Genomic DNA, 22,253 nt, shown 5'->3' on the forward strand with positions numbered 1-22,253 from the left:
GGCACCAATGCGCTGCATAACTTTTTACTTCACCAGAAGCATGGCCTCGTGGCGCTTCAATGTGCGGCGGGCTGCCGAGTAACCTTCACGTCCTGCTTCGGTTTTCAGTTCGGGGAACAGATCGAAAATCTCGCCACGCTGTGCGTTGCCCATGCCTTTCAGCGTGTAATCCCCGGGCTGGAAGCTTTCGGTCCACGCGCCATTCGACAGCACAACTTCGTGGCGGTCAAACATGAAGTGGATGTAGCTTGCGCCCACCGCATTCACGGCATCAATGCCCTTGCCCGCGACCAGATGCTTGGCCGAGACCAGCACCTCGTGTTCGTCGAAATAGAGCGCGGTGCGGTCATTGGCGACCAGAACGCGGTGGTTCGGCGATACCATCATGTCACGCTCGGGCAGACCATTGCCAAGGCTGCCCTGACGGATCAGCACCGGCTTCAGATGCGGATTTGCCGCCAGATCGTGCCACCCCATATCCTTGCGACCAGTCCAGCGGATCTCTTGAATACCGTTGTCACGGGTGATGACGCGATCACCGGCTTTCAGCAGTTCTACCGGAATTTCACCACGCGGCGTCGCGATCAGAGTGCCGGGCGTAAAGCAGGGAATGACATTCTCGATATTCTGGAAGGTCAGGGTGTTGACGACATTACCATCGGCATCGAAGAAATCGACGGTGCCATTTTCGGCATTGTTCGGGTCGTAATTGATATGGAGCGGGCCCGAGCCTGTCAGATCCAGCGTATCGTAGTCATCGCCTTGCTCATTTCCGTCGATGACATCGCCGTAGCCTTCGCCGTTCGCGCCGACGATGAACAAATCGCGATCCGCACCGCCTGAAAGCGTGTCGGCACCTTGGCCGCCGATCAAGGTGTCATTGCCCAGACCGCCCGTGATCACATCATTATCAATGCCGCCGTCGAGGTAATCACTGCCTTGGCCGCCGTCGATGGTGTCGTCATCGTCCATGCCATAGATGGTGTCATTACCCAGACCGCCCTCGATGTAATCATTGCCGTTGAGCGGCAGCAGATCACCGTCGACATCGGGAATGTTCACCGCATCCGGCACGCCGGGGCCATAGCCGCCGTAGATCAGATCATCGCCCTGACCGCCGTAGATTTCATCAGCACCCTCGGCACCAATGATGGTGTCGTTGCCCTGATTGCCCTCGATGGTGTCATTGTCGATACCAGCGTCGATGTAATCGTTGCCGCCACCACCATGGATCGAGTCCGCATCGTCGCCGGTGTAGATCGTGTCATCGCCTGCACCGCCGTAAACGGTATCAAGATCGTTAAGCGGCGTGGCATCCGACGGATACAGCCCCGGGTAACCTTGATCCGGCAAAGCTGCCGCACCACCGCCACGGGTGTCGATGACATCATTGCCGCCGCCGCCATAGGCCAGATCGCTGCCGTCGCCGCCATAAAGCGTGTCAGTGCCAGAGCCGCCAAGCAAGGTATCGTCACCGACGCCGCCGTAAACCAGATCATCGCCGCGGCTGGCTTCGACGCTGTCATCACCCAGACCGGCGTAAACGGTGTCATTGCCATCGCCTGCACGCACACGGTCGTCATTCGGGCCATCATTGCTCAGAATAGCGTCGTTGTTATCAATGCGGTCGCCATCGGGATCGCCCGTGTAGCTGGTGTCGATCAGATCGCCGCCGATTGTGCCATCGACGTAGCCATCACGCTCGGGAGTGTAATTGTCCACAGAGTCAGACAGTTGGAACGTATCCACCGAACCTGCAAAGTGCTGGTCAATATTGTCTAACGAGCTTGCATCCGACAGCGATTGGCCCGCGCCGACGATCCATGGCTGGTTCTCTGCGCCCATATCCATCGTCAGAGTGTTGGGCACGCTGTCGTTGAACGTTGCGGTACTGGTCAGGTTGTTGATCTGCAACGCGCCACCTGCGCCGCCTTCATCCCAGGAATAGGACAGGCTGACAGTATCGCCGGGGTTCGCAAAGCCCGCCGCAGTGCCAAAGGTTTCCGTTCCGGTGCCGGTTTCGTGGCTGATCACGACTGAACCATCGGCTTGAATTTCAATCCGGTAGCTGCCTTCGTTGTCGCCAGCGCTGTCACGCGACAGCACGGTTTGGGTAGCGGTCAGCGGCTGATCTGCCAACGTGAACTGAATGTCCAGCGTGCCGCGATCCATCTGATAGCTTGGGTCCTGGTAGATCTTCACCAGATCATCCTGCCCGTCGAGCACTGCTTGCCCACCCGTGGATGTCGCACCATTGCGGTAGGTGCCAAGCTGATCACCAAACGCCGGCGCACTGTCCAAGGCGTCGGTGCCAACGTCATTGAAATTAAAAAGCGCAAAAACCGGCATGTCATATCCCTCATTTCACCTGAGAGCCGGATCCCCGTCTCTCTCCGACCCAAGCTCAGATCGCGGTTAAGCGACCCCGAATAGGCGCGATCCCGGAGTGATCCGAGGTCGACGCCGTTGCCTGCCGTCTGAGGTGAAGCAAAAGCAATGCTGTTCAGGGGCCGAAGGCTCCTGGTCAAAACGTTACGGTTTTCATGACAAGCCTCTGGTCGCAGAACCCAAGGCTAAGGCAGCAAATCTTTCACAACACATGCGCCTTTCGACGCAACACCATTCAACGACCGCCCCCACGGCCTTTCGTCTTTCCCAGTAAGACTTGCTCTGGATAGCGCCAGTTAAGGATGGCGCAAAGTAAAAAAAGACCGAATTGGGGCCGAACGGCGGCAGGGCATGTCGCTTGGCATTGTTCTGAGAATGGCGATAAACACGCTATGGTTGTATTGATCTTGTGAGGGTTTCTGAACTGAAAACAGTGACTAAATTTGAAAAACCCAGCCATATCAGGCGTTAGACCAAGGTGGTCGCCACATGGTCAGCACCAGTCTGCCACGCGACTGTTTCCATACGAGAAACCTCTAAAAAACGTGATACTACCTTAACCATAACTAAGATTCTTTGCCATTCTTTCACCACAATCTCAAAATGCTGTTGCTTGGGTGGGATCAATCGAGTGGGTTAAGCGAAACTGTGCAGATTTACGCAAGGTAAGCCAGGCACAGCACGCGAATCGGGCAGAGTTCTCATCGGCTAAGCGGCTCAGAATTAACTATAAATGGACGAACGGGACCGGCGATTCTTGGTGTTAACCATGAATCGCCGCAGCTTTGCCACAATCTGCGCGTGCAGGCGCGAAAGCCTTTGCACGGGCTCCCGTCGTAAGCAGTCAGCTTCAGAACCGAATGAAGGTTACGCTAGGATCACGACTGGCTCGGGTATCAGGATTTGGTACGGGCGGCCGGACTCGAACCGGCACTTCTTGCGAAAGCAGATTTTGAGTCTGCCGCGTCTACCATTCCGCCACGCCCGCACAACAAACACTTCTTGGTAGTGACGGCCCGACACACAAACATCGGGCGATCAGAAGTGTCATGGCCAGCAGCTGGCCCATGTAAAGCGCGGTTTAGCCGTGCCTCGCCGCGGCGTCAACTGCCATTGCAACAGTATTTCGAGGCTTTTCGTCGCTTACAGAGAGGCAGCGCTGAAGGTGTCGCAGGTTTTCAGCTGACCCGAGTTCAAGCCCTTGATAAACCACTCTGAACGCTGTGCCGACGTGCCATGGGTAAAGCTTTCCGGCATCGGCACCTGCCCCGCGTTGCGCTGCAAAGTGTCATCGCCGATTTTCTTGGCCGCGTTGACCGCTTCCTCAAAATCGCCCTTTTCGATATTGCCGTAGTTCTGCACTTCACGCGCCCAGATGCCGGCAAGGCAATCTGCCTGCAACTCAATCCGCACCGAGATTTCATTGCTATCGGCTTCGGACGAGCGCGCCCGGATGTCGTTGGCTCTGGCCAGAATCCCCAACTCGTCCTGCACATGATGGCCGATCTCATGCGCGACGACATAAGCCATGGCGAAATCCCCGCCTGCGCCGAGTTGCCGGGACAAGGTGGTGAAGAAGTCGGTGTCGAGGTAGACTTTCTTGTCCCCGGGGCAATAGAACGGCCCGGTCGCCCCCGATGCATCGCCGCAGGGCGAGCGTGTCACTCCCTTATACAGCACCAGCGTCGCGGGCGTGTAAGTCTCGCCCAATTGCTGCTTGAAAATAGTTGCCCAGATGTCTTCGGTATCGGCCAAAACGACCGATACAAACTGCCCGGCTTGCTTGTCGGCCTCGGTAATCTCGACAGGTGCGCCGGATTGCTGGCTTTGACCTTGGCCATCGTTCAGCAAGGGCGTCAGATCGACACCAAGGAAATAGCCGATCACCACCACAGCAATTACGCCGATCCCCCCAACACCGCCAACGCTGGCACCACGAGAGCCACCACCGCGAACGCTGCGCCGATCTTCAATATTGCCGCTGCCTCTGCGCCCACGCCATTCCATCAACCGTCCCCCTCAAGTTCTTATCGGTAACTTAACCGTCAACGCCTGAAGTGCAATGCGGTTGCGTGTGATCTGGGCTTGACCGCAGCGCCCCCGCATGGCCATTGAGCCAAAACGGCGGAGGCTCGGGATGTTTCGCAAGCTTTATGACTGGACGTTGCGTTGGGCGGGTTCGCGCTATGCCGAGCCTGCGATGGGCGCTGTATCCTTTGTTGAAAGCTCGTTCTTTCCGATCCCTGCGGATGTATTGTTCATTCCGATGTGTCTGTCGCGGCCAGATCGGGTCTGGCGCTATGCGCTGATCGCCACGATCACTTCGGTTCTGGGTGGCATCTTTGGCTGGATGATCGGGCATTACGCCTTTGATCTGCTCGCCCGTCCCGCGTTGGAGTTTTACGGCAAGCTTGCCGCGTTCGAGACGTTGAAGGCGCAGACAGGCGATACCGCTGTTCTGGTGATGTTGGTCACTTCGGGCCTGACGCATCTGCCGCCAATGAAGGTTGTCACGATCTTGTCAGGGGTGGTGTCATTCGATCTGAAATGGTTCATCCTGTCGGCGATCGTGGCGCGCGGCGGGCGGTTCTATCTGCTGGCCTTTCTTTTGCAGCGCTATGGTGCCGCGATGGCGGGCTTTATCGAGCGGCGGCTGGCGCTGATCATTGGCGGTCTGGTGGTGGTGGTTGGCCTGATCTGGCTGGCAACCCGGATGATATGAGGCATTTATGACGCGGAATGGTTTGATCTGGATTGCGATGCTGGGCTCCGTCGCGCTGCTGGGCGGGGCGCTGGCGTTTCAATATGTTGGCGGGTTGATCCCTTGCGTGCTGTGTCTTTATCAGCGCTGGCCGCATGGCGTGGCCATTCTGATCGGCCTGCTGGCGCTGCGCAGCCGGGGGGCTGGCCTGCCTCTGTTGGGAATGCTGGCGCTCGCGATCACCGCCGGGATTGGATTTTATCACGCGGGGGTCGAGTTGGGCTGGTTTGCGGGTCTTGCCACCTGCACCGTTGATACTTTGAAAGGCATCAGCGGCGGCGATCTTTTGAACATGGATGTAAGCGTCGGCAAACCGGTGCGCTGCGATGCGGTGCCATGGGCGCTGCTGGGGGTTTCGATGGCGGGATGGAATGCAATCCTGTCGGCTGGGCTTGCGGTGATCTGGGGCATGGCCGCGCGGAAATCGTGACTGTCCACGCGTGGACACACTTCCCAGCCACGCCAAATCAATGGCTTAGAAGGTTTGTTTAAGCATTTGTTAAGCTTTGCCGGGCGTGGCATGATCGCGCAATGACCAGAACTCCACCGCCAACCACCCCAAGGCGCCCCCTGCCGCATCGGTTGCGCGATCTGCGCGCACGCGCGGCATTTTTCGCGCGGCTGATCTGGCGCATCGGTGGCCGGGCGGTGGCGCAGATTGATCGGCCATCCGCTGTAACCAAGCCTGCCGCCACATCCACCACAGATTTCGACGCCATTATCGAGGCGCTGCAATCGGGCGAGCTTGCAGTTTTCGCCCAATTGGGCCCCGATTTCGCCAGCAGCGATGATCCGCAAAGCGGCCAGCCTTGGTTGTTCTATGCGGTTGATCTGGGCAATCTTGCCAGCCTGAAGTGGTTTACCGCGCAAAACGTGGCGCTGGATGGTCTTGATAAAGACGGCCGATCTGTGCTGCAGGCGGCCGTGGAGCGCGCGGCAGCGGTGGATGAATTTGATGACACGCCCGAAGATCCGCTGCCGCTGATCACAGCATTGTTGGATGCGGGGGCTGCGATCAATGCAGCCTCTGGTCAAGGCCTGACCCCCTTGCATATCGCTGCGGCCTTGGGTCTGGCAGATGTGGTCCAGCTGCTGCTGGCGCGCGGCGCAGACCCTAGCCTGCGCGACGAGGGCTTCGCGCAATCAACCCCGCGCGATTTTGCCCTGCAGGCCGGGCATCAGGCAGTTGCCGCCCTGTTGGAACGTCCATAAAGCAGCGCTTTTGTAATTCACATTGGCTTAAATATTCCCGCCGGAGGCTTGGGTGGCTGATGTAGCAGGCCGGCGGGGATTTTTAGGCACAGAGGATGACCAAGAACCTAAGCGCAGCAGTGCAGGTGTATAGTCGAATTTCGAGTCGAAACTCGCCTCTCTAACCCAGCAACCTTTGGCCCTCTTGCAATGCAAAGCGGTCGGTCATGCCTGCGACATAATCCGCCACCAGCCGGGCGAGTTCGATTTGCGATTGCGCGGCGGCGATGTCGCTGTGCCATTCTTCCGGCAGCATTTCGGGCTGGGCGAGATACAACGGGAACAGACCGTTGACCACTTCGGTCACCTGTTTGCGCATCACGATCACCGTTGGGGCGCGATACATGCGGTGGAACAGAAAGCTGCGGATGGCTTTCAGTTCCTGATACAGCGGCTTGGAAAACCGGATGATCGTCATGCCCATCGCGCGGATTTCTTCCACCGATTGCGGTTGGGCTGCATCAAGACGGTTTTTCGCCACCGCAATCACGTCTTCGACCATACGGCCAAACACCCGGCGCAAAGCTTCGTGTCTGCGGCGCATTTTATCAAGGCCGGGGTATAAGGCATCGACTTCGGCAAAAGCCGGGCCAGTGACGGGCAGCTCCATCAGATCATTTTCGTCAAACAGGCCCGAGCGTAACCCGTCGTGCAGATCGTGGTGCGAATAGGCCACGTCATCGGCGATGGCAGCGACTTGGGCTTCGGCGGAGGCATGGGTGTGCAGTTCCAGATCCCACTCGGCGTTCACCTCGGCCAAGGCATAGGGCAAGGGGCCGCTGTGTTTCTCATCGGCATTGGGGCCAGTGACGGGGCCGTTGTGCTTGGCGATGCCCTCCAGGCTTTCCCATGTCAGGTTGAGGCCATCAAAATCGGCGTAGTGACGTTCCAGCCGGGTGACGATGCGCAGCGCTTGAGCATTGTGATCAAAGCCGCCGTAGGGCGCCATCAGCAGCGCCAAGGCATCCTCGCCGGTATGGCCAAACGGGGTGTGGCCCAGATCATGCGCAAGCGCGATGGCCTCGGCCAGATCGGTGTTCAACCCCAAGACGCCCGAGATGGTGCGGGCGACCTGTGCGACCTCGATCGAATGGGTCAGCCGGGTGCGGTAATAATCGCCTTCGTGTTCGACAAAGACTTGGGTTTTGTGTTTCAGGCGGCGGAAGGCGCTGGAATGAATGATGCGGTCACGGTCGCGTTGGAACGGCGAGCGGAAGGACGACATGCGTTCGGGGTGCAGACGGCCACGCGATTGGTCGGGTTGGCAGGCGAAAGGGGCAAGCATAGCGGGACCAATCTTGTTAGGGCCGTTCTTGTTCAATAGGTTCGCATCCCCTATATTCGGATTCAGCCGCCAATGGATAGAGAAATGCCATGGAATTGAACTTGCCCCCGCGTGTGACCCCCCGTGCATTTGCCCGGCTGGCCGAAATTGCCGAAATGACCGGCGAAAAGAAAGCCTTGCGGGTCGCGGTTGAGGGCGGCGGCTGCTCGGGCTTTCAATATGATATCAAGCTGGATGAGCCCGCGGCTGACGATCTGGTGCTTGAGGGCGACGGCCAATCGGTGCTGGTCGATCAGGTGTCTTTGCCGTTTCTGGCGAATGCGGTGATTGATTTCAGCGACGAGCTGATCGGCGCGCGGTTTGTGATTGAAAACCCCAATGTCGCCAGTGCTTGTGGCTGCGGCACCAGTTTCTCGATTTAGGGCTGGACGTCGGGCAGCTGTGATCTAGCTTTGGCCTCTGATTTGGGGGCGCTATGACGACTGTTTTGATGCTGGGCTCGGCACCGATGGCGGTGCAGGCGGCGGGGTGGCCGCGCTGTTTTGATACGGTTTTGGCGATCAACAATGCGTGGCGTGTACGACCCGATTGGGATTACTCGATCTATCCTTGGGATTTCGATGCAGCGCGGGTGCCGGTGGCGGGTGCTGGTCAGGTCTTGGTGACAGAAGCTGATTTTGTGCCCGCGCAAAACGCCTATGGCGGATTCGTCTATGCCGGAGCGACGATGGCCTACACGGCGGCCTACTGGGCGCTAGCGACGCTGAAGCCGCGCGTGTTGGCGGTGTTTGGCTGCGATATGCACTATCCCGCCGGGCAGACGCATTTTTATGGCACTGGCACGCCGGACCCTTTGCGCGCCGATATCACCCTGCGCAGTCTTGAGGCGAAATCGGTGAGGCTGATGGTTCTTGCGGCGGCGCAGGGCTGTGCGGTGGTGAACCTGTCGCAGGGCGTGTCGCGGTTGCTTTGCCCGCGGGCCGCGCTGGCAGAGTTTGGCGATGCGCAGCCTTTGACGTTTGATCCGGGCCGCGTGCAGGCCGCACAGGCGCGCGAGGCAGAGTTGGGTTACTTTGCGCCATCGGGGCGGTATTGGGAGGATCTGTCGGCCTATGACGTGGCAGAGATTGACGCACTCGATGCGCTTTGGCTGGCTTGTTTGCCGTAACGGCTCGGCCTAAGACTGCGGTGTAACCCCGGAGGCCCGCATGAAAATCGCCACATTCAACATCAACGGCATCAAGGCGCGGATCGAGGCATTGCCGCGCTGGTTGGAAGCGGCGGCACCCGATGTGGTCTGTTTGCAGGAAATCAAGTCGGTGGATGAGAATTTCCCGCGTGAGATCTTTGAGGCGATCGGCTACCGAGTGGAAACCCATGGCCAGAAATCGTTCAACGGGGTGGCGATCCTGTCGAAACTGCCGCTTGAAGATGTGACTCGCGGTCTGCCGGGCGATGCGGAGGATGAGCAGGCGCGCTGGATCGAGGCCACCGTGATCGGGCAAAAAGCGGTGCGGGTCTGTGGGCTGTATCTGCCGAACGGAAACCCGACTCCGGGCCCGAAATATGACTACAAGCTGGCATGGATGGCGCGGATGCAGGCGCGGATTGAGGCGCTTTTGCCGCTGGAAGAACCGCTGGTCTTCTGTGGCGATTACAACGTGATCCCGCAAGCCCAAGATGCCGCCCGCCCCGAGTTGTGGCTGGAAGACGCGCTGTATCTGCCGCAGACCCGCGCCGCCTTCCGCCGCCTGCTTAACCTTGGCCTGACTGAAGCGTTCCGGGCGCGCAACCAAGCCCCCGGCCAATATTCGTTCTGGGATTATCAGGCCGGCGCGTGGGAGCGCAACAATGGCATCCGCATCGACCACCATCTGCTGTCACCGCAGGCCGCCGATCTGCTGCGCGATTGCCAGATCGACAAGCAAGTGCGCGCGGGCGACAAACCCTCAGATCATGTGCCGGTCTGGATCGAATTGGACGCATGATGCCCCTCCCCTATCCCGCCACCTATTATGCGCAAAGCCTGAACGATAGCGCCGCGCGCCCTGCCCTGCGTGGCATCGAGCAAGCCGATGCCATCGTGGTGGGCGGCGGTCTTGCGGGGCTGATCACCGCGCTTGAACTGGCGAAGGGCGGCTTGAAGCCAATCGTGCTGGAGCAGCACGTCGTGGGCTGGGGGGCATCGGGACGCAATGGCGGCATCGTCTCGCCTGCTTTTGCCTGTGGCGCGGATGCGATTGCGGCGCGGGTGGGGGTGCCTGCGGCGCGGGCTCTGCACAAGCTGACAATTGAAGGTGTGGCGCGGGTGCGCGGCTATATCGACGATCTGGGCATCAGCGGGGCCGATCCGATCCCGGGGCTTTTGAACCTGCGGCGGTTTGACCGCAGTGACGATCTGCATGCCTATGCGGCGCAATTCGCGGATGATTTCGGCTATGAGCTGACTTATCTGAACCGCGCCGCCATCCGCGAGCGACTGGTCAGCAACCGTTATTATCACGGGCTGGTGGATGCCCAAGCGTTCCATATCCATCCGCTGAACTATCTGCGCGGGCTGGCGGCCGAGTTGGAACGCCTTGGCGGGCGGATTTATGAAGGCTCGGCGGCGGGGCAAGTGCGCTTCAGCGGTGCGGAAAAGTCGGTCAAGACCGCGCAGGGTGAGGCGCGCGCGCCGCGCGTGGTGTTTGCGACTGGCGGCTATACTGGCGGGTTGGTGCCGCGATTAAGGCGCGCCGTCCTGCCGATTGCCACCTATATGATGGTGTCAGAAGTCGCCCCCGATCTGATCGCCAGTGCCATCCGCACGCGCGAGGCGGTGCTGGATGACCGGCGCGCGTCGGATTACTACAGGGTGATCGAGGGCGGGAACCGCTTGCTTTGGGGCGGGCGGATCACCACCCGCGCCGCCGATGCGGCGGGTGTCGCACAAGAGTTGCGGCGCGAGATGATCGGGGCGTTTCCGCAGCTGGCGGGGCTGAAAACCGAACTCAGCTGGTCGGGCCAGATGGGCTATGCCCGGCATCTGATGCCGCAGGTTGGCATGATGGAACCCGGAGCCTGGCATATCACCGCATTTGGCGGTCATGGGCTGAACACCACGGCGGTGGCGGGCAAGGTCTTGGCCGAGGCGATCCTGGGAGAAAGCGACCGGCTGGCGATGTTCGCGGGTTTTGGCCTTGATTGGGCGGGCGGCCCACTTGGCTTGGCAGCAGCACAAGCGACTTACTGGAAATTGCAGCTGCAGGATTGGTGGCGCGAGCGCTGAACGATTTCTACTGGTCTAAATATCCCCGCCGGAGGCATCCGCGGCCCACCGAAGGTGCCTCCGGCGGGAGTATTTTGAAAAGAGCAATTCCTTGCGGCCCTGCCATGGGTTACGCCCAGCTTTACATCTGGCCCCCGCCTTACGTCTGGCCCCCGCCCTGCGTCACATCGTAATCGTAAAGCCAATCAAAGCGTTTCAGCGCGAGGTTGGGGGCAAGCATGCCGCCAAGGCGCAAGCCGGTATGGGCGATTTTCTGGCTGAGCCCGGACAGATGATAGATCCGGGCATTGCTATTTGCGGCGGCGACGGTGCGGCTGGTGCGGGGGTGGCGGGCGGTCTGATAGTCGGCCAGCGCCTCGGGCAGCGGCAGGTTTGCCAATCGGTCGGCCAAAAGCCAGGCATCCTCAAGCGCCATCGCGGCCCCTTGGGCGAGGAAGGGCAGCGTCGGGTGTGCGGCGTCGCCCAAGATCACGGCGGCACCTTTGGGCAGGGCTTTGCCCCAGATCTTGGCAACGTCGTGGCGGAAAAGGCCCCACAGATTGACCTCTTGCACCTGCGCCAACCAGCCTTGCACGCGGGGCGAGAAGTCACCAAAGGCCCGTTGCAGGGTTGCGGGGTCATCCGGTTGCGCCCAGCTTTCGGCGGTCCAAGCGCTGCGCTCCTGCACTGCGACGATGTTGCGAACCTGGCCCCCACGCAGCGGATAGCTGACCAGATGGCTGCCCGACCCCATATGAATTTCGGCGATCGGGCTGGGGTTTGGCTCGGCTGCGATCAGGCTGCGCCATGCGACATGGCGGGTAAAAAACGGCGCTGACCGGCCATTGAGGGCGGCGCGGGTTTTAGAATGCAGTCCATCCGCCCCGATCAAAATGTCGGGGTGGTGTGTTTCGGCCAAAGTGGTGACAAGGCGCGGACGCACGCCCGTCAGATCGACGGTTTCGATCTGTTGTGACAGCGTGATCTGCACTCCCGCAGCGCGTGCGGCCTCTGCCAGCAGATCAATCAGATCGGCGCGGTGCAGGAAAAGATAGCTTTGCTGAGGCCGCAACCGGGCAAGATCCAACCGCAGCACCCGGCGGCCCGAACGGCCATCCAGCAGATCAACCGCCTGTGCGCGCATTGCGGTCGCATCCACGGCCGCGCCCAGACCCAAAGCGCGCAGCACGCAGGCCGCGTTGGGCGAGATTTGCAGCCCCGCGCCAACCTCGCGGATCGCATCCGCCTGTTCCAACACGGTAACTTGAGCACCCTGCCGCGCCAGCGCAAGGCTGACGGCAAGCCCCGCCACACCCGCCCCCAGCACTGTGATCTGTTGCCCTGTGATGCCCATCCGAGCCCCCAAATGAAAACGCCGGACCCAAAGGCCCGGCGCTATCTGTTTCGCATCCACGTCTTGGCTGCAAGCGGCTCAATCGTCGCGGTGAACCTTCTCGCGACGCTCGTGCTTTTCTTGCGCTTCCAGCGTCATGGTTGCAATCGGGCGCGCATCAAGGCGACGCAGGCTGATCGGCTCGCCGGACATCTCGCAATAGCCGAACTCGTTGCTGTCAATGCGGCGCAGGGCGGCGTCGATCTTGGACACCAGCTTGCGTTGACGGTCGCGGGTGCGCAACTCCAACGCGCGGTCGGTCTCTTCCGAGGCGCGATCGGCGATGTCGGGCACGTTGCGGCCAGAGTCTTGCAGATTGTCGATGGTTTCGGCGGATTGACCTTGCAGCTCTTGCTTCCAGGTCAGCAGCTTGCGGCGGAAATACTCCAGCTGCCGGTCGTTCATGAAAGGCTCATCCTCGGCAGGACGATAATCGTCTGGCAAGAAGGTTTCGGCTTTCATTGCAGCACTCTCCTTTTTCCCAGGATGCGCTGCCAGGTGGGCTAATGTCATGGCGCGCTCCTGCATGGGCGTGCATCTAACGGAATCATTAGGGATTGTCACTAGTGGTTGCGACAAATTTGCGTGGGCGGTAGTCTTTCACTGAACTTCGCGCATTACCTTGGAAAGCCAATGAAATTTGACTCGACTGACCGCTACATCGTGGCCGACGATCTGGGCATTGCTGTCAATGCAGCGGTGACGTTGCAGCGGCCCCTGCTGGTCAAAGGAGAGCCGGGAACCGGCAAGACCGAACTGGCGCGGCAGGTTGCCAGCGCATTGGATATGCCGCTGATTGAGTGGCATGTGAAATCCACAACCAAGGCGCAGCAGGGTCTGTATGAATACGATGCCGTCAGCCGGTTGCGCGACAGCCAGCTGGGCGATGCGCGGGTACATGACGTCGCCAATTACATCAAGCGCGGCAAGTTGTGGCAAGCTTTCACCGCCCCTGCCCGCGTGGTGCTGCTGATTGACGAGATCGACAAGGCCGATATCGAGTTTCCGAACGATCTGCTGCAAGAATTGGATCGGATGGAGTTTCATGTCTACGAGACCGGCGAGACGGTGCGCGCGTTGCACCGACCGGTGGTGATCATCACCTCGAACAATGAAAAGGAATTGCCGGATGCATTTTTGCGCCGCTGTTTCTTTCACTACATCCGCTTCCCGGACGCGGATGTTTTGGCAGCCATCGTGCGGGTGCATTTTCCCGACATAAAGCCCGCCCTGTTGACGACGGCGCTGACGCAGTTTTTTGAAATCAGGGAAACGCCGGGGCTGAAGAAAAGGCCATCGACCAGCGAGGTGCTGGATTGGCTGAAGCTGCTGCTGGCAGAGGATCTTTCGCCAGAGGATTTGCGGCGCGATGGCAAGCAGGCTTTGCCCAAGCTGCACGGCGCTTTGTTGAAGAACGAGCAAGACGTGCATCTGTTCGAGCGGCTGGCGTTCATGGCACGCGGCCAGCGCTAAGAGGCGCTGATGCAGATTCGATACTCCGCGCCGGACTTGAGTCCGAGCCTTATTGCTGGGTGACGAACCGAGGCCCCGGATCAGGTCCGGGGCGGCGGGGTGAGAGTAGTCCCAATTGCGCCTTTCCAGAAACAATCGCGGATGGATCGCGGAATTGTGCGGGAAGAATCGAGAATCGGGCGATTCTGCCGTGGTTTAGCCTTAGTCTTGCCACAATGTGCTCACGAAAATCATCATTTTTGCAATATATTGCAACATTTAGCGATCAGTGAATGGATAATCTGGCGTTTCCACCCCGGCGACCATCCATAGGTAGACTCTGTCATTTTGTTAAGATTTCTAAAGATTGACATGATCATGCCCGAAAACCGACACTGCAAGCCTGTTGTCTCGCCTTTAGAGTGAGCTTCCTAACTGCAATGAGTTCCAATGACTTACGACCTGCCTTTGTCACCTTGCCAAGCCGCCCTGCCGGGCTGGCTTCAGGGGCACAAAGGTGCTGTGCCGCTGGTGATCTGCCACCAGAGGACTGCAGCAGGGTCTGAGGGTCTGGCCCCTGCGCCGCTGCGGCGCGGTCGGGCGATCAGTGCAGGCAGGAGGCCCATGACAGGAGGCAGGGGCGCTACGGGACGCGCGTTTTGCTTGCCAAACCGGGCCCTTCATCCCTCCACAAGCGTCGGTCTGCTCCGGCGTGCGTGGTTTGGGGTGAAGGGTGACGGCGCCGGGGATATGCGGGCGAAGGACCGGTTGGGCAAGGCTTTGGTGCGGGATGCGGGGGCATCTTTCATCAAAGGTCTGACCGGGGTTTTGCGCGCGTCCCGCCACGCTTCACCAACTCAGAACGGGCCGCTGCGGTCCGTTAAACCCTGTATGAATGGTCTGCCAGCCCATGCGCCTTGTATCCATGATCGCCCTTCTGGGGCTCACCGCCTGCAACCCTGTCCAAAACGCGCAGGTCTCCAAGAATTACACTGAAGCGGGCACGAATGGCATGGGCTTTGCTGCGATGCAAAGCTTTGGCCCGGTGGTGACAACCCGCACCCAGCGTGCCAACGCTGAAACCGCACACGACTTTCTGGATCTGGAGTTCCGCATGGAAAGCGGGCGGGCAAACCCCAGCTTTTCACGCTTTGAAGGTCCGATCACTGTGGCCCTGAAAGGCGACGTGCCGCCGACCGCAACTGCCGAAATGACGCGCCTTATCAGTCGCTTCCGCAGTGAAGCTGGCCTGCCGATCAGCTTTGCCAAGCCCGGCGACAACCCGTCGATCACCGTTGAATTCCAGCCCCGCGCCCAAATGGCCCGCGTGGTGCCGATGGCCGCCTGTTTCGTGGTGCCGCGCGTGCAATCCTGGGCCGAATACAAAGCCGAGCGTGACGGCCCCAAGGTCAACTGGACAACGATGACCTCGCGCGAGCATGTCTCGATTTTCGTGCCGTCAGATGCCGCCCCGCAAGAGGTGCGCGATTGTCTGAACGAAGAAACCGCGCAGGCGATGGGGCCGCTGAACGACCTGTATCGCCTGACGGACTCGGTGTTCAACGATGACAATTTCAACTCGGTGCTGACCGGGTTCGACATGATGATACTGCGCCTGCACTACGCCCCCGAGCTGCGCAATGGCATGAACGAGGCCGAGGTGGCCAAGCGGGTGCCAGCGATTCTTGCGCGGATCAACCCGCAAGGCGAAGGCGGCTCGGCCAATTTCAAGCGAATCGCACCGCGTTCGTGGGTCGCACAGGTTGAAGGCGCGTTTGGCCCGCGTGGCAGCAATGCGCAGCGCCTGCAGGCCGCCAACATGATGCTGTCGATCGCTTTGGCCCAAGGCTGGCAAGATGCGCGGCTGGGCTTCAGCTATTACGCCAAAGGCCGTTCGCTGGCCAATTCCGACCCGGTACAGGCTGTGGCTGCGTTGCAGGAAGCTGCGCGAATTTACCGCGCCATTCCCGGAGCAGGGCTGCATGTGGCGCATGTCGATATGCAGCTCGCGGCGGTTGCGCTGGCGGCAGGCCAATCAGAGCAGGCGATTGCCTTTGCGGACCGCGCCATTCCGGCGGTGAAACGTGCGGAAAACGCCTCACTACTGGCGACTCTGATGTTGATCAAGGCCGAGGCTCTGCAGAATGAGGGTCAGGTTGCCGAGGCGCGGGCCTTGCGGCTCGACAGTCTGGGTTGGGCGCGTTATGGCTTCGGATCAGAGCGGCAAGTGCGCGCAAGGATGGGTGAAATCGCCAATCTGGGCGCGCGCGGCCATCGGGGATAATTTCAGGGTATCGGTCTTTGGCGGCCTGCCCTTGCAAAGGGGCGGGCCGTGATCGTTTTGGCAGGTTTGGTGATCGGGGCGGCATTGGGTGCGTTCAATGCGCGCAGACGTGGTGGGCGCAAGTTGGATATGCTGCAGTATGGTGCGGCTTACGCGATCTGTTTCGCGTTGGTCGGGCTGTTCCTGACGATTTTCTTGTCGCGGACCTTGGCGGGCTAAGGCAATGTTCCTGCCCTTCTTCCAAGCGTTGCGGAAAGAAGGCGTGCCGGTCAGCTTGCGCGAATATCTCGCATTTCTGGAAGGGCTTGCGGCGGGTCTGGTGACCTATGACGCACAGGGTTTCTATCACTTGGGCCGTCTGACCATGGTGAAAGATGAACGTCATATCGACCGCTATGACCGGGCATTTTCACAGTCTTTCAATGGCTTAGAGGGCATTTCCGAGGCAGAAGTGCTGGATGCGCTTGACTTGCCTGCCGAATGGCTGGAAAAGCTGGCCGAAAAGCACCTAAGCCCGGAAGAACGTGCGGCCATCACGGCTTTGGGCGGGTTTGACGCGCTGATGGACACCCTGAAACAGCGGCTTGCCGAACAGAAAGGCCGCCATCAGGGTGGCAACAAATGGGTGGGCACGGCGGGAACCTCGCCCTTCGGGGCTTATGGCTATAATCCCGAAGGCGTGCGGATCGGTCAGGATCAAAGCCGCCACCAGCGCGCGGTCAAGGTCTGGGACAAGCGCGAGTTTCGCAATCTGGATGATCAGGTTGAACTGGGCACCCGCAACATCAAAGTGGCGCTGCGGCGTTTGCGCAAATGGGCGCGCACGGGTGCGGCGGAGGAATTGGATCTTGATGGCACCATCCGCGCCACCGCCGAGCATGGCTGGCTGGATGTGCAGGTGCGGGCCGAGCGCAGAAATGCCGTCAAGGTGCTGATTTTCTTTGATATTGGTGGCTCAATGGACCCCTATGTCAAGGTGATGGAGGAATTGTTCTCTGCCGCGCGGGCCGAGTTCAAGCATCTGGTGCCGTTCTATTTCCACAACTGCCTGTATGAAGGTGTGTGGCGCGACAACGCCCGCCGCTGGAACGCGCAGACCCGCACAGATGAGGTGCTGCGCACCTACGGCGCTGATTACAAATGCATTTTCGTGGGCGATGCTTCGATGAGCCCCTACGAGATTTTGCAACCGGGCGGCGCGAATGAACATTGGAACCCAGAAAGCGGCCAAATCTGGCTTCAGCGCGCCTGTGATCGCTGGCCGAACCATCTGTGGATCAACCCGGTGCCCGAGGCGCATTGGGGGTACACCGCCTCGATCCGCCTGATCTCGCAGATCTTCGCGGGCCGGATGGTGCCGATGACGCTTGAAGGCATTTCCAAAGGGATAAAGGAGTTACGCTGATGTTAACGCTCTGGCGCGCGCGGCCTTATCTGTTTGGCTGCTTTGTTCTGGCCTGTGCCGTGACGCTGTTTTTCGCCGGGCGCTTTGCCTATTCGGTTGTCTATTGGGCCAACCCTGCGCATCAGAACCAAGCGGTGGAGCCTTGGATGACGGCGGGATATATCGCCAAATCATGGTCTGTGCCGGGGCCAAAACTTGATCTGTTGGCGGGTCTGCCGGGTCCAGCGGTCAAGGGCCATCCGCAACCGATGGCCGAGATTGCCCGTGATCGCGGTGTGCCGGTGGCAGAGGTAATCGCGCGTGTTGAAAAAGCCATCAAGGTCTTGCAGTTGTTGGAGCCCGCCAAATGACCGATTGGTTGCTGGCCTTAGTGCCGCAATACGGGCTGTGGCTGTTGGCGGCGACGACGTTTTGTTCCTGTCTGGCGCTGCCGTTTCCAGCCTCGATCTTGATGCTGACTGCGGGTGGATTTGTTGCTGCGGGTGATCTGGATCTGATTCCGACATTTGCTGCGGCGGCACTGGGCGGCATTGCGGGTGATCAGCTGGGCTTTTGGGCCGGGCGCTTGATTGGGGTGCCATTGCTGGCCCGCCTGCGGCAAGACCCGATGCGCGACAAGTTGCTGGGCCGCGCGGTGACGATGCTGCAAAGCAAAGGCGTTCTGGCAGTGTTTCTTTCGCGCTGGTTGTTCAGCCCGCTCGGGCCTTGGGTCAATGTGATCACCGGCAGCACAGGCTATGGCTGGCACCGCTTCAGCCTTGCCAGCGTTGCGGGCGAAGCGGTCTGGGCGGGGCTTTATGTCGGCATGGGCTACAGCTTTGGCGGCAATATCTCGGCGGCAAGCGATATGCTCGGCTCGGGGTTGGGGATGCTGGCCGGCGGCGCTGTCGTGGTGGTGCTGGGAATGTGGTTGCGCAACGCCGTCAAGACCCAACCCGATTAGCGCAGAGCAAACGCCAGGCCAATCTGACCCATTGCGCAGACAGCGCCTTGCACCATATTGGCAGCATGCTGAAACTCCTCCCCCTGCTGCTGATGATTGGCTATGGCCTGCTGATGATGCGCTTTTCGGTGTGGCGCACCAAAAAGCAACTGGCCGAATACAGCCAACCGTTGCGCGACCCTGCCCTGCTGGCCTTGACGCAAAAGCTGGCGGTGGCACTGGAGCTGCCGCAGATCAAGGTCAATGTCTATCAGATTGCTGCGGTGAATGGTCTGGCAGCACCGGATGGGCAGATTTACCTTACGCAAGGCTTTCTGGACCGCAAAGCCGCGGGCGCAGTTTCGGATGCCGAGCTGGCGAGCGTGATCGCGCATGAACTCGGCCATGTCGCTTTGGGCCACACACGGCGGCGGATGATTGATTTCACCGGGCAAAATGCGGTGGTCGTGATGCTGTCGGCGCTGCTCAACCGGATGTTGCCGGGGCTTGGCATGTGGATTGCCAATATGATCTCGGGTCTGCTGATGGCGCATCTGTCGCGGCGCGATGAATTCGAGGCCGATGCCTATGCGGCGGCTTTGCTGGTGAAAGCCGGGATCGGCGTCGCTCCGCAGGTCTCGCTGTTTCGCAAGCTTTCGGCGCTGACCGGAAGTGCGGGTGCAGGCACGCCGGCATGGCTGCTCAGCCATCCCAAAACCGATGACCGCATCGCCGCAATCGAGGCTTTGGCGACGCGCTGGGACGCTTGATCTGCGGCTTGCACCGCGGTGGGGAATTTGCCAAGCTGGCAGCAATCGAAAGGATGCCAGCATGTCGCTAGACACTCCGCCGAACAATGTTGCGCCCAAGGCTATTGCGTCGCAAACCGAGGCCCCTGCGCAATATCTTAACCTCGATCCGCAGCTTTACGTCCGCGAGGATATATTCCAGCAAGAGCGGCGCGAGATTTTCGCGCGCTCGTGGCAGTTCATCGGGCCTGCGCAATCGGTGGCCGAGGTTGGCCAATATCTTGCCATCGACATCGCAGGCACCCCTGTTTTCGCAATACGGGGCCGCGACGGTGCGCTGCGTGGCTTCAAAAATGTCTGCCGCCACCGTGGTGCCAAGCTGCTGGCGGATGGAACGGGCAGCTGCGGGCTTATCGTTTGCCCCTATCACAAATGGAGCTTTGCCGACACCGGACGGCTGGTGCAGGCGCCATGGTATGGCAAAGATCCCGCGATCATCCCTGAAGATTGGCCGTTGGAGCCCGTTGCGGTCGACATATGGCGCGGCTTGCTGTTCGCAAGGCTTGATCCGGCGCAAAGCCTGCTGGAGCAATTGGGCGATCTTCCCGACGAACTCGCAGCCGAACCGATGGAAAGCTATGCGGCCACCGACACCGCGACCGTCAGCTTCGACGCCAATTGGAAAATCTACACCGATAATTTCGTCGAGGGCTATCATATCCCAGGCACGCATCCCAGCTTTTACGCCGCGATCGAGTTTGAGGCCTTTGAGACCACCGCGCACAACGGCTTTGTCAAGATGACCGCGCCGCCGAAACAGGGGCTGTTCTATCGCGGCAAATGGCTGTGGATGTGGCCGAACTGGACGTTGAGCCTGTTTGACGGCGGCATGAATGTCAGCCGGATCAACCCGGCCTCGACCCATCACACCGACCAGCACTACCATTTCTTTTTCGCCGATACCTCTGCCAGCGGAGCCGTGGCGCGGGCGAAATCAGTGGATGGCACTTTGGCGGTGGTGAAAGAAGATTACACCGTCTGCGCCGAAACCCATCGCAACTATGCCTCAGGCGCATACACCGCCGGACCGCTCAGCGGGCGGCATGAAAAAGGCGTGCAGTATTTCCAGACCCGGGTGGCGCAGGCTTTGGGGCGTTAACCTCAAACCCGGCGGCACGAAAACCCTTCCTGCGGCCGAGACCCGGAGGGGCGAGGCTGCGGGGCGGGACGCAAATTTTCAAATTGTTTTACGCAAAGCCCGCGCTGGCGTCAGGCTGCGGCCGCGATGGCTTTGGCCAAGCGTGGCAGGCCTGCGCGTTTCAGCAGTGATTTAAGCACCACCGGCGCGCCGTTCATGGCTTCGGCCGTCGCGTGGACATTTGCGACCACGGCACCAACTTCGAGCGGGTGAAATGAATAGAGTTGCCACAGCAGGCCATCGGGGTCGCGGCGTTCAAGGCCCTCTTCTGCCAGCAGGTGGCGGGGAAAGTCTTTGGCGTTGAAGGTCACGATACAATCGGCATTGCCCGCGATAGCAATGGCCAGCACATGCACGTCGTTTTCATCCGGCAGCATCAGCCGGGCTTCGATGTTGGGCTGCTCGCGCACGAAACCGCGCGCGAAGCTGGCGCGCATCAGGGCGGCTTCGGTTTCGGCCTGCGCCTGGGCTTGGACGCCCAGTTTCGCGGTGGCGCGGGTCCATTCGGCGAGGATCCGATCGGACCACAGGGCCTGATATAGCCCCTTGGCCGCCACGCCGAGCAGAATCTCGCGCAGCACGGGCGGATAGAGCACGCAAGCGTCCAAGACGGCTTTCATCACCAATGCTCAATCCAACCGGAAGAAAAGCGCCTTGAGATAGCCGCTTTCGGCCAGTTGCGGCAGCATCGGATGGTCCGGCCCGGCAAATCCGGTGTGCAACAACTGCCCACGTCGCCCACCACGTCCGATGCCGCGTGCGCTTGCGTTGCGGAACGACGCAAGATCGGCGGCATGGCTGCACGAACACAGCACCAGATAACCACCCGGAGCAACCAAGGGTGCGGCCAGCCGGGCGATGCGCTCGTAAGCACGCAAGCCTGCCTCCAGCGCCGGTTTGGCGGGGGCGAAGGCGGGCGGGTCGCAGATCACCAGATCGAACTGCGCGGCCTCTGCGCCCAGCGCTTCCAGCACTTCAAAGGCATCTCCCTGCCGGGTGGTGAAGCGATCCGCAAAGCCCGAAGCCGCCGCCCCCTGCCCGGCCAAGGCCAAAGCTGGGGCCGAGGCATCCACCGCAAGGGTCGAGGCCGCACCGCCCGCCAAAGCCGCCAGCCCAAAGCCGCCGACATGCGCAAACACATCCAGCACCCGCGCATCGCGGGCCAAACCGGCAGCAAACGCATGGTTGGGGCGCTGGTCAAAGAACAAACCGGTTTTCTGCCCGCCAGTGACATCGGCGAGATAGGTCGCGCCGTTCATCGGCACTTGGATCGGGGCAGACACGCCACCCACCAGCACCAGATTTTCTTCGTTCAGCCCTTCCAGCCCGCGCGAACGGCCGGTGGCGTTTTTCACCACGGTTTGCACCCCGGTGACCGCCTGCAAAGCCGCGACCAAAATCGGCAGATGCGCCTCGGCCCAAGCGGCGTTGGGTTGGATCACTGCGGTATCGCCAAAGCGGTCAATCACGATGCCCGGCAAGCCATCGGCTTCGGCATGCACCAACCGGTAGAAGGGTTTGTCGTAGATCCGGGCGCGCAGGCCCAGCGCGCGGGTCAGTTTGGCCTCAAACCATGCCTGATCCAGCGTGGCCTCGGGGTTGCGATCCAGCATCCGGGCGATGATCTTGGAATTGGTGTTGACCGTGACCAGCCCCAGATCGCGGCGCTCGCCATCAACCAGAATCGCCAAAGCGCCGGGGGCGAGGTTGTTGGTGCGCCGGTCGGTGACCAGCTCATCCGCATAGACCCAAGGAAAGCCGTGGCGAATAGCCCGGGCTTCGGCCTTGGGGCGCAGACGCACGACCGGATAGCGGCGCTGCGTGGTTTCCGGGGAAACCAAGTCGGCGGCATCATCGGCAGAGTTCGGGGCGGGTTCATGTGAAATGGGGAGGCTCATACCCCCCCATACTAAGATAT

22 protein-coding genes and 1 tRNA gene are annotated in these 22,253 nt (G+C 60.4%); 15 read left to right on the plus strand and 8 right to left on the minus strand.

Annotated elements, in window-relative coordinates; translation table 11 throughout:
* Nucleotides 1–24: 24 nt before the first annotated feature.
* The 3 genes from QQJ98_RS14035 to ypfJ all read right to left on the minus strand — a co-directional run bounded on the left by QQJ98_RS14035 (nucleotide 25) and on the right by ypfJ (nucleotide 4,395).
* Nucleotides 25–2,349 carry a Hint domain-containing protein gene (locus QQJ98_RS14035; RefSeq protein ID WP_284325973.1) on the minus strand — a complete coding sequence of 775 codons (2,325 nt, stop codon included), beginning with the start codon at nucleotides 2,347–2,349 and terminating at the stop codon, nucleotides 25–27.
* Nucleotides 2,350–3,292: 943 nt separating this feature from the next.
* Nucleotides 3,293–3,376: transfer RNA gene (locus tag QQJ98_RS14040), tRNA-Leu, on the minus strand.
* A gap of 155 nt (nucleotides 3,377–3,531) precedes the next feature.
* A complete protein-coding gene (gene ypfJ, locus QQJ98_RS14045; RefSeq protein WP_284325974.1) occupies nucleotides 3,532–4,395 on the minus strand; it encodes a KPN_02809 family neutral zinc metallopeptidase in 864 nt (287 codons plus the stop codon).
* Between the two features lie 130 nt (nucleotides 4,396–4,525).
* Between ypfJ and QQJ98_RS14050 the strand changes: the two genes are divergently transcribed.
* From QQJ98_RS14050 to QQJ98_RS14060, 3 genes are all read left to right on the plus strand, one after another.
* Entirely contained in the window at nucleotides 4,526–5,110 is a 585-nt protein-coding gene (locus QQJ98_RS14050; RefSeq protein WP_284325975.1) for a YqaA family protein, read from the plus strand.
* A 7-nt stretch (nucleotides 5,111–5,117) separates the two neighbouring features.
* Nucleotides 5,118–5,579: a disulfide bond formation protein B gene (locus QQJ98_RS14055; protein WP_284325976.1), complete on the plus strand. Its 462-nt coding sequence runs from the start codon at nucleotides 5,118–5,120 to the stop codon at nucleotides 5,577–5,579.
* A 101-nt stretch (nucleotides 5,580–5,680) separates the two neighbouring features.
* A complete protein-coding gene (locus QQJ98_RS14060; protein ID WP_284325977.1) occupies nucleotides 5,681–6,361 on the plus strand; it encodes an ankyrin repeat domain-containing protein in 681 nt (226 codons plus the stop codon).
* Between the two features lie 160 nt (nucleotides 6,362–6,521).
* On the opposite strand, the gene QQJ98_RS14065 is transcribed toward QQJ98_RS14060, so the two are convergent.
* A complete protein-coding gene (locus QQJ98_RS14065) occupies nucleotides 6,522–7,685 on the minus strand; it encodes a deoxyguanosinetriphosphate triphosphohydrolase (RefSeq protein WP_284325978.1) in 1,164 nt (387 codons plus the stop codon).
* Between the two features lie 95 nt (nucleotides 7,686–7,780).
* Here QQJ98_RS14065 and QQJ98_RS14070 point away from each other — a divergent pair, with 95 nt between their 5' ends.
* From QQJ98_RS14070 to QQJ98_RS14085, 4 genes are read left to right on the plus strand one after another with little or no spacing between them, the layout of a single operon-like run.
* Entirely contained in the window at nucleotides 7,781–8,107 is a 327-nt protein-coding gene (locus QQJ98_RS14070; RefSeq protein WP_284326217.1) for a HesB/IscA family protein, read from the plus strand.
* Between the two features lie 53 nt (nucleotides 8,108–8,160).
* Nucleotides 8,161–8,853 carry a hypothetical protein gene (locus QQJ98_RS14075; RefSeq protein ID WP_284325979.1) on the plus strand — a complete coding sequence of 231 codons (693 nt, stop codon included), beginning with the start codon at nucleotides 8,161–8,163 and terminating at the stop codon, nucleotides 8,851–8,853.
* 40 nt (nucleotides 8,854–8,893) lie between these two features.
* Nucleotides 8,894–9,673 carry an exodeoxyribonuclease III gene (xth, locus tag QQJ98_RS14080; RefSeq protein WP_284325980.1) on the plus strand — a complete coding sequence of 260 codons (780 nt, stop codon included), beginning with the start codon at nucleotides 8,894–8,896 and terminating at the stop codon, nucleotides 9,671–9,673.
* Nucleotides 9,670–10,953: an NAD(P)/FAD-dependent oxidoreductase gene (locus tag QQJ98_RS14085; RefSeq protein WP_284325981.1), complete on the plus strand. Its 1,284-nt coding sequence runs from the start codon at nucleotides 9,670–9,672 to the stop codon at nucleotides 10,951–10,953. Before xth ends, QQJ98_RS14085 begins: the two co-directional genes overlap by 4 nt.
* Nucleotides 10,954–11,092: 139 nt before the next feature.
* On the opposite strand, the gene QQJ98_RS14090 is transcribed toward QQJ98_RS14085, so the two are convergent.
* Together QQJ98_RS14090 and dksA are read right to left on the minus strand one after the other, a co-directional pair.
* Entirely contained in the window at nucleotides 11,093–12,286 is a 1,194-nt protein-coding gene (locus tag QQJ98_RS14090) for an FAD-dependent monooxygenase (protein WP_284325982.1), read from the minus strand.
* A 78-nt stretch (nucleotides 12,287–12,364) separates the two neighbouring features.
* Nucleotides 12,365–12,787 carry an RNA polymerase-binding protein DksA gene (gene dksA / locus QQJ98_RS14095; protein ID WP_284325983.1) on the minus strand — a complete coding sequence of 141 codons (423 nt, stop codon included), beginning with the start codon at nucleotides 12,785–12,787 and terminating at the stop codon, nucleotides 12,365–12,367.
* A gap of 171 nt (nucleotides 12,788–12,958) precedes the next feature.
* On the opposite strand from dksA, the gene QQJ98_RS14100 reads away from it, so the two are divergent.
* The 8 genes from QQJ98_RS14100 (at nucleotide 12,959) to QQJ98_RS14135 (ending at nucleotide 20,296) form a co-directional block, all read left to right on the plus strand.
* Nucleotides 12,959–13,798 carry an AAA family ATPase gene (locus QQJ98_RS14100; RefSeq protein WP_284325984.1) on the plus strand — a complete coding sequence of 280 codons (840 nt, stop codon included), beginning with the start codon at nucleotides 12,959–12,961 and terminating at the stop codon, nucleotides 13,796–13,798.
* 889 nt (nucleotides 13,799–14,687) lie between these two features.
* Nucleotides 14,688–16,061 (plus strand): DUF2927 domain-containing protein, encoded by a 1,374-nt coding sequence (locus QQJ98_RS14105; RefSeq protein ID WP_284325985.1) that lies wholly within the window; start codon nucleotides 14,688–14,690, stop codon nucleotides 16,059–16,061.
* Between the two features lie 48 nt (nucleotides 16,062–16,109).
* On the plus strand, nucleotides 16,110–16,280 hold the full coding sequence (locus QQJ98_RS14110) for a hypothetical protein (RefSeq protein ID WP_284325986.1): 171 nt from the start codon (nucleotides 16,110–16,112) through the stop codon (nucleotides 16,278–16,280).
* A 4-nt stretch (nucleotides 16,281–16,284) separates the two neighbouring features.
* Nucleotides 16,285–17,466: a vWA domain-containing protein gene (locus QQJ98_RS14115; RefSeq protein WP_284325987.1), complete on the plus strand. Its 1,182-nt coding sequence runs from the start codon at nucleotides 16,285–16,287 to the stop codon at nucleotides 17,464–17,466.
* Nucleotides 17,466–17,816 (plus strand): hypothetical protein, encoded by a 351-nt coding sequence (locus QQJ98_RS14120; protein WP_284325988.1) that lies wholly within the window; start codon nucleotides 17,466–17,468, stop codon nucleotides 17,814–17,816. Before QQJ98_RS14115 ends, QQJ98_RS14120 begins: the two co-directional genes overlap by 1 nt.
* The gene (locus QQJ98_RS14125; RefSeq protein ID WP_284325989.1) at nucleotides 17,813–18,409 is read left to right on the plus strand and encodes a DedA family protein; all 597 of its coding nucleotides are present in this window, start codon (nucleotides 17,813–17,815) and stop codon (nucleotides 18,407–18,409) included. The genes QQJ98_RS14120 and QQJ98_RS14125 overlap by 4 nt, the downstream gene beginning before the upstream one ends.
* 65 nt (nucleotides 18,410–18,474) lie before the next feature.
* Nucleotides 18,475–19,158 carry a M48 family metallopeptidase gene (locus QQJ98_RS14130; protein WP_284325990.1) on the plus strand — a complete coding sequence of 228 codons (684 nt, stop codon included), beginning with the start codon at nucleotides 18,475–18,477 and terminating at the stop codon, nucleotides 19,156–19,158.
* Between the two features lie 61 nt (nucleotides 19,159–19,219).
* Nucleotides 19,220–20,296, plus strand: a complete 1,077-nt coding sequence (locus QQJ98_RS14135; protein ID WP_284325991.1) for an aromatic ring-hydroxylating oxygenase subunit alpha — start codon at nucleotides 19,220–19,222, stop codon at nucleotides 20,294–20,296.
* A 110-nt stretch (nucleotides 20,297–20,406) separates the two neighbouring features.
* Here the strand turns inward: QQJ98_RS14135 and QQJ98_RS14140 are convergent, their stop codons facing one another.
* Together QQJ98_RS14140 and QQJ98_RS14145 are read right to left on the minus strand one after the other, a co-directional pair.
* Nucleotides 20,407–20,955: an RSP_2648 family PIN domain-containing protein gene (locus QQJ98_RS14140; RefSeq protein WP_284325992.1), complete on the minus strand. Its 549-nt coding sequence runs from the start codon at nucleotides 20,953–20,955 to the stop codon at nucleotides 20,407–20,409.
* Nucleotides 20,956–20,964: 9 nt separating this feature from the next.
* On the minus strand, nucleotides 20,965–22,233 hold the full coding sequence (locus QQJ98_RS14145) for an RSP_2647 family RNA methyltransferase (RefSeq protein WP_284325993.1): 1,269 nt from the start codon (nucleotides 22,231–22,233) through the stop codon (nucleotides 20,965–20,967).
* Between the last annotated feature and the right edge of the window lie 20 nt (nucleotides 22,234–22,253).

Origin of the sequence: Cypionkella aquatica, assembly GCF_030161095.1 — a bacterium.
GTDB classification, from domain to species: domain Bacteria; phylum Pseudomonadota; class Alphaproteobacteria; order Rhodobacterales; family Rhodobacteraceae; genus Cypionkella; species Cypionkella aquatica.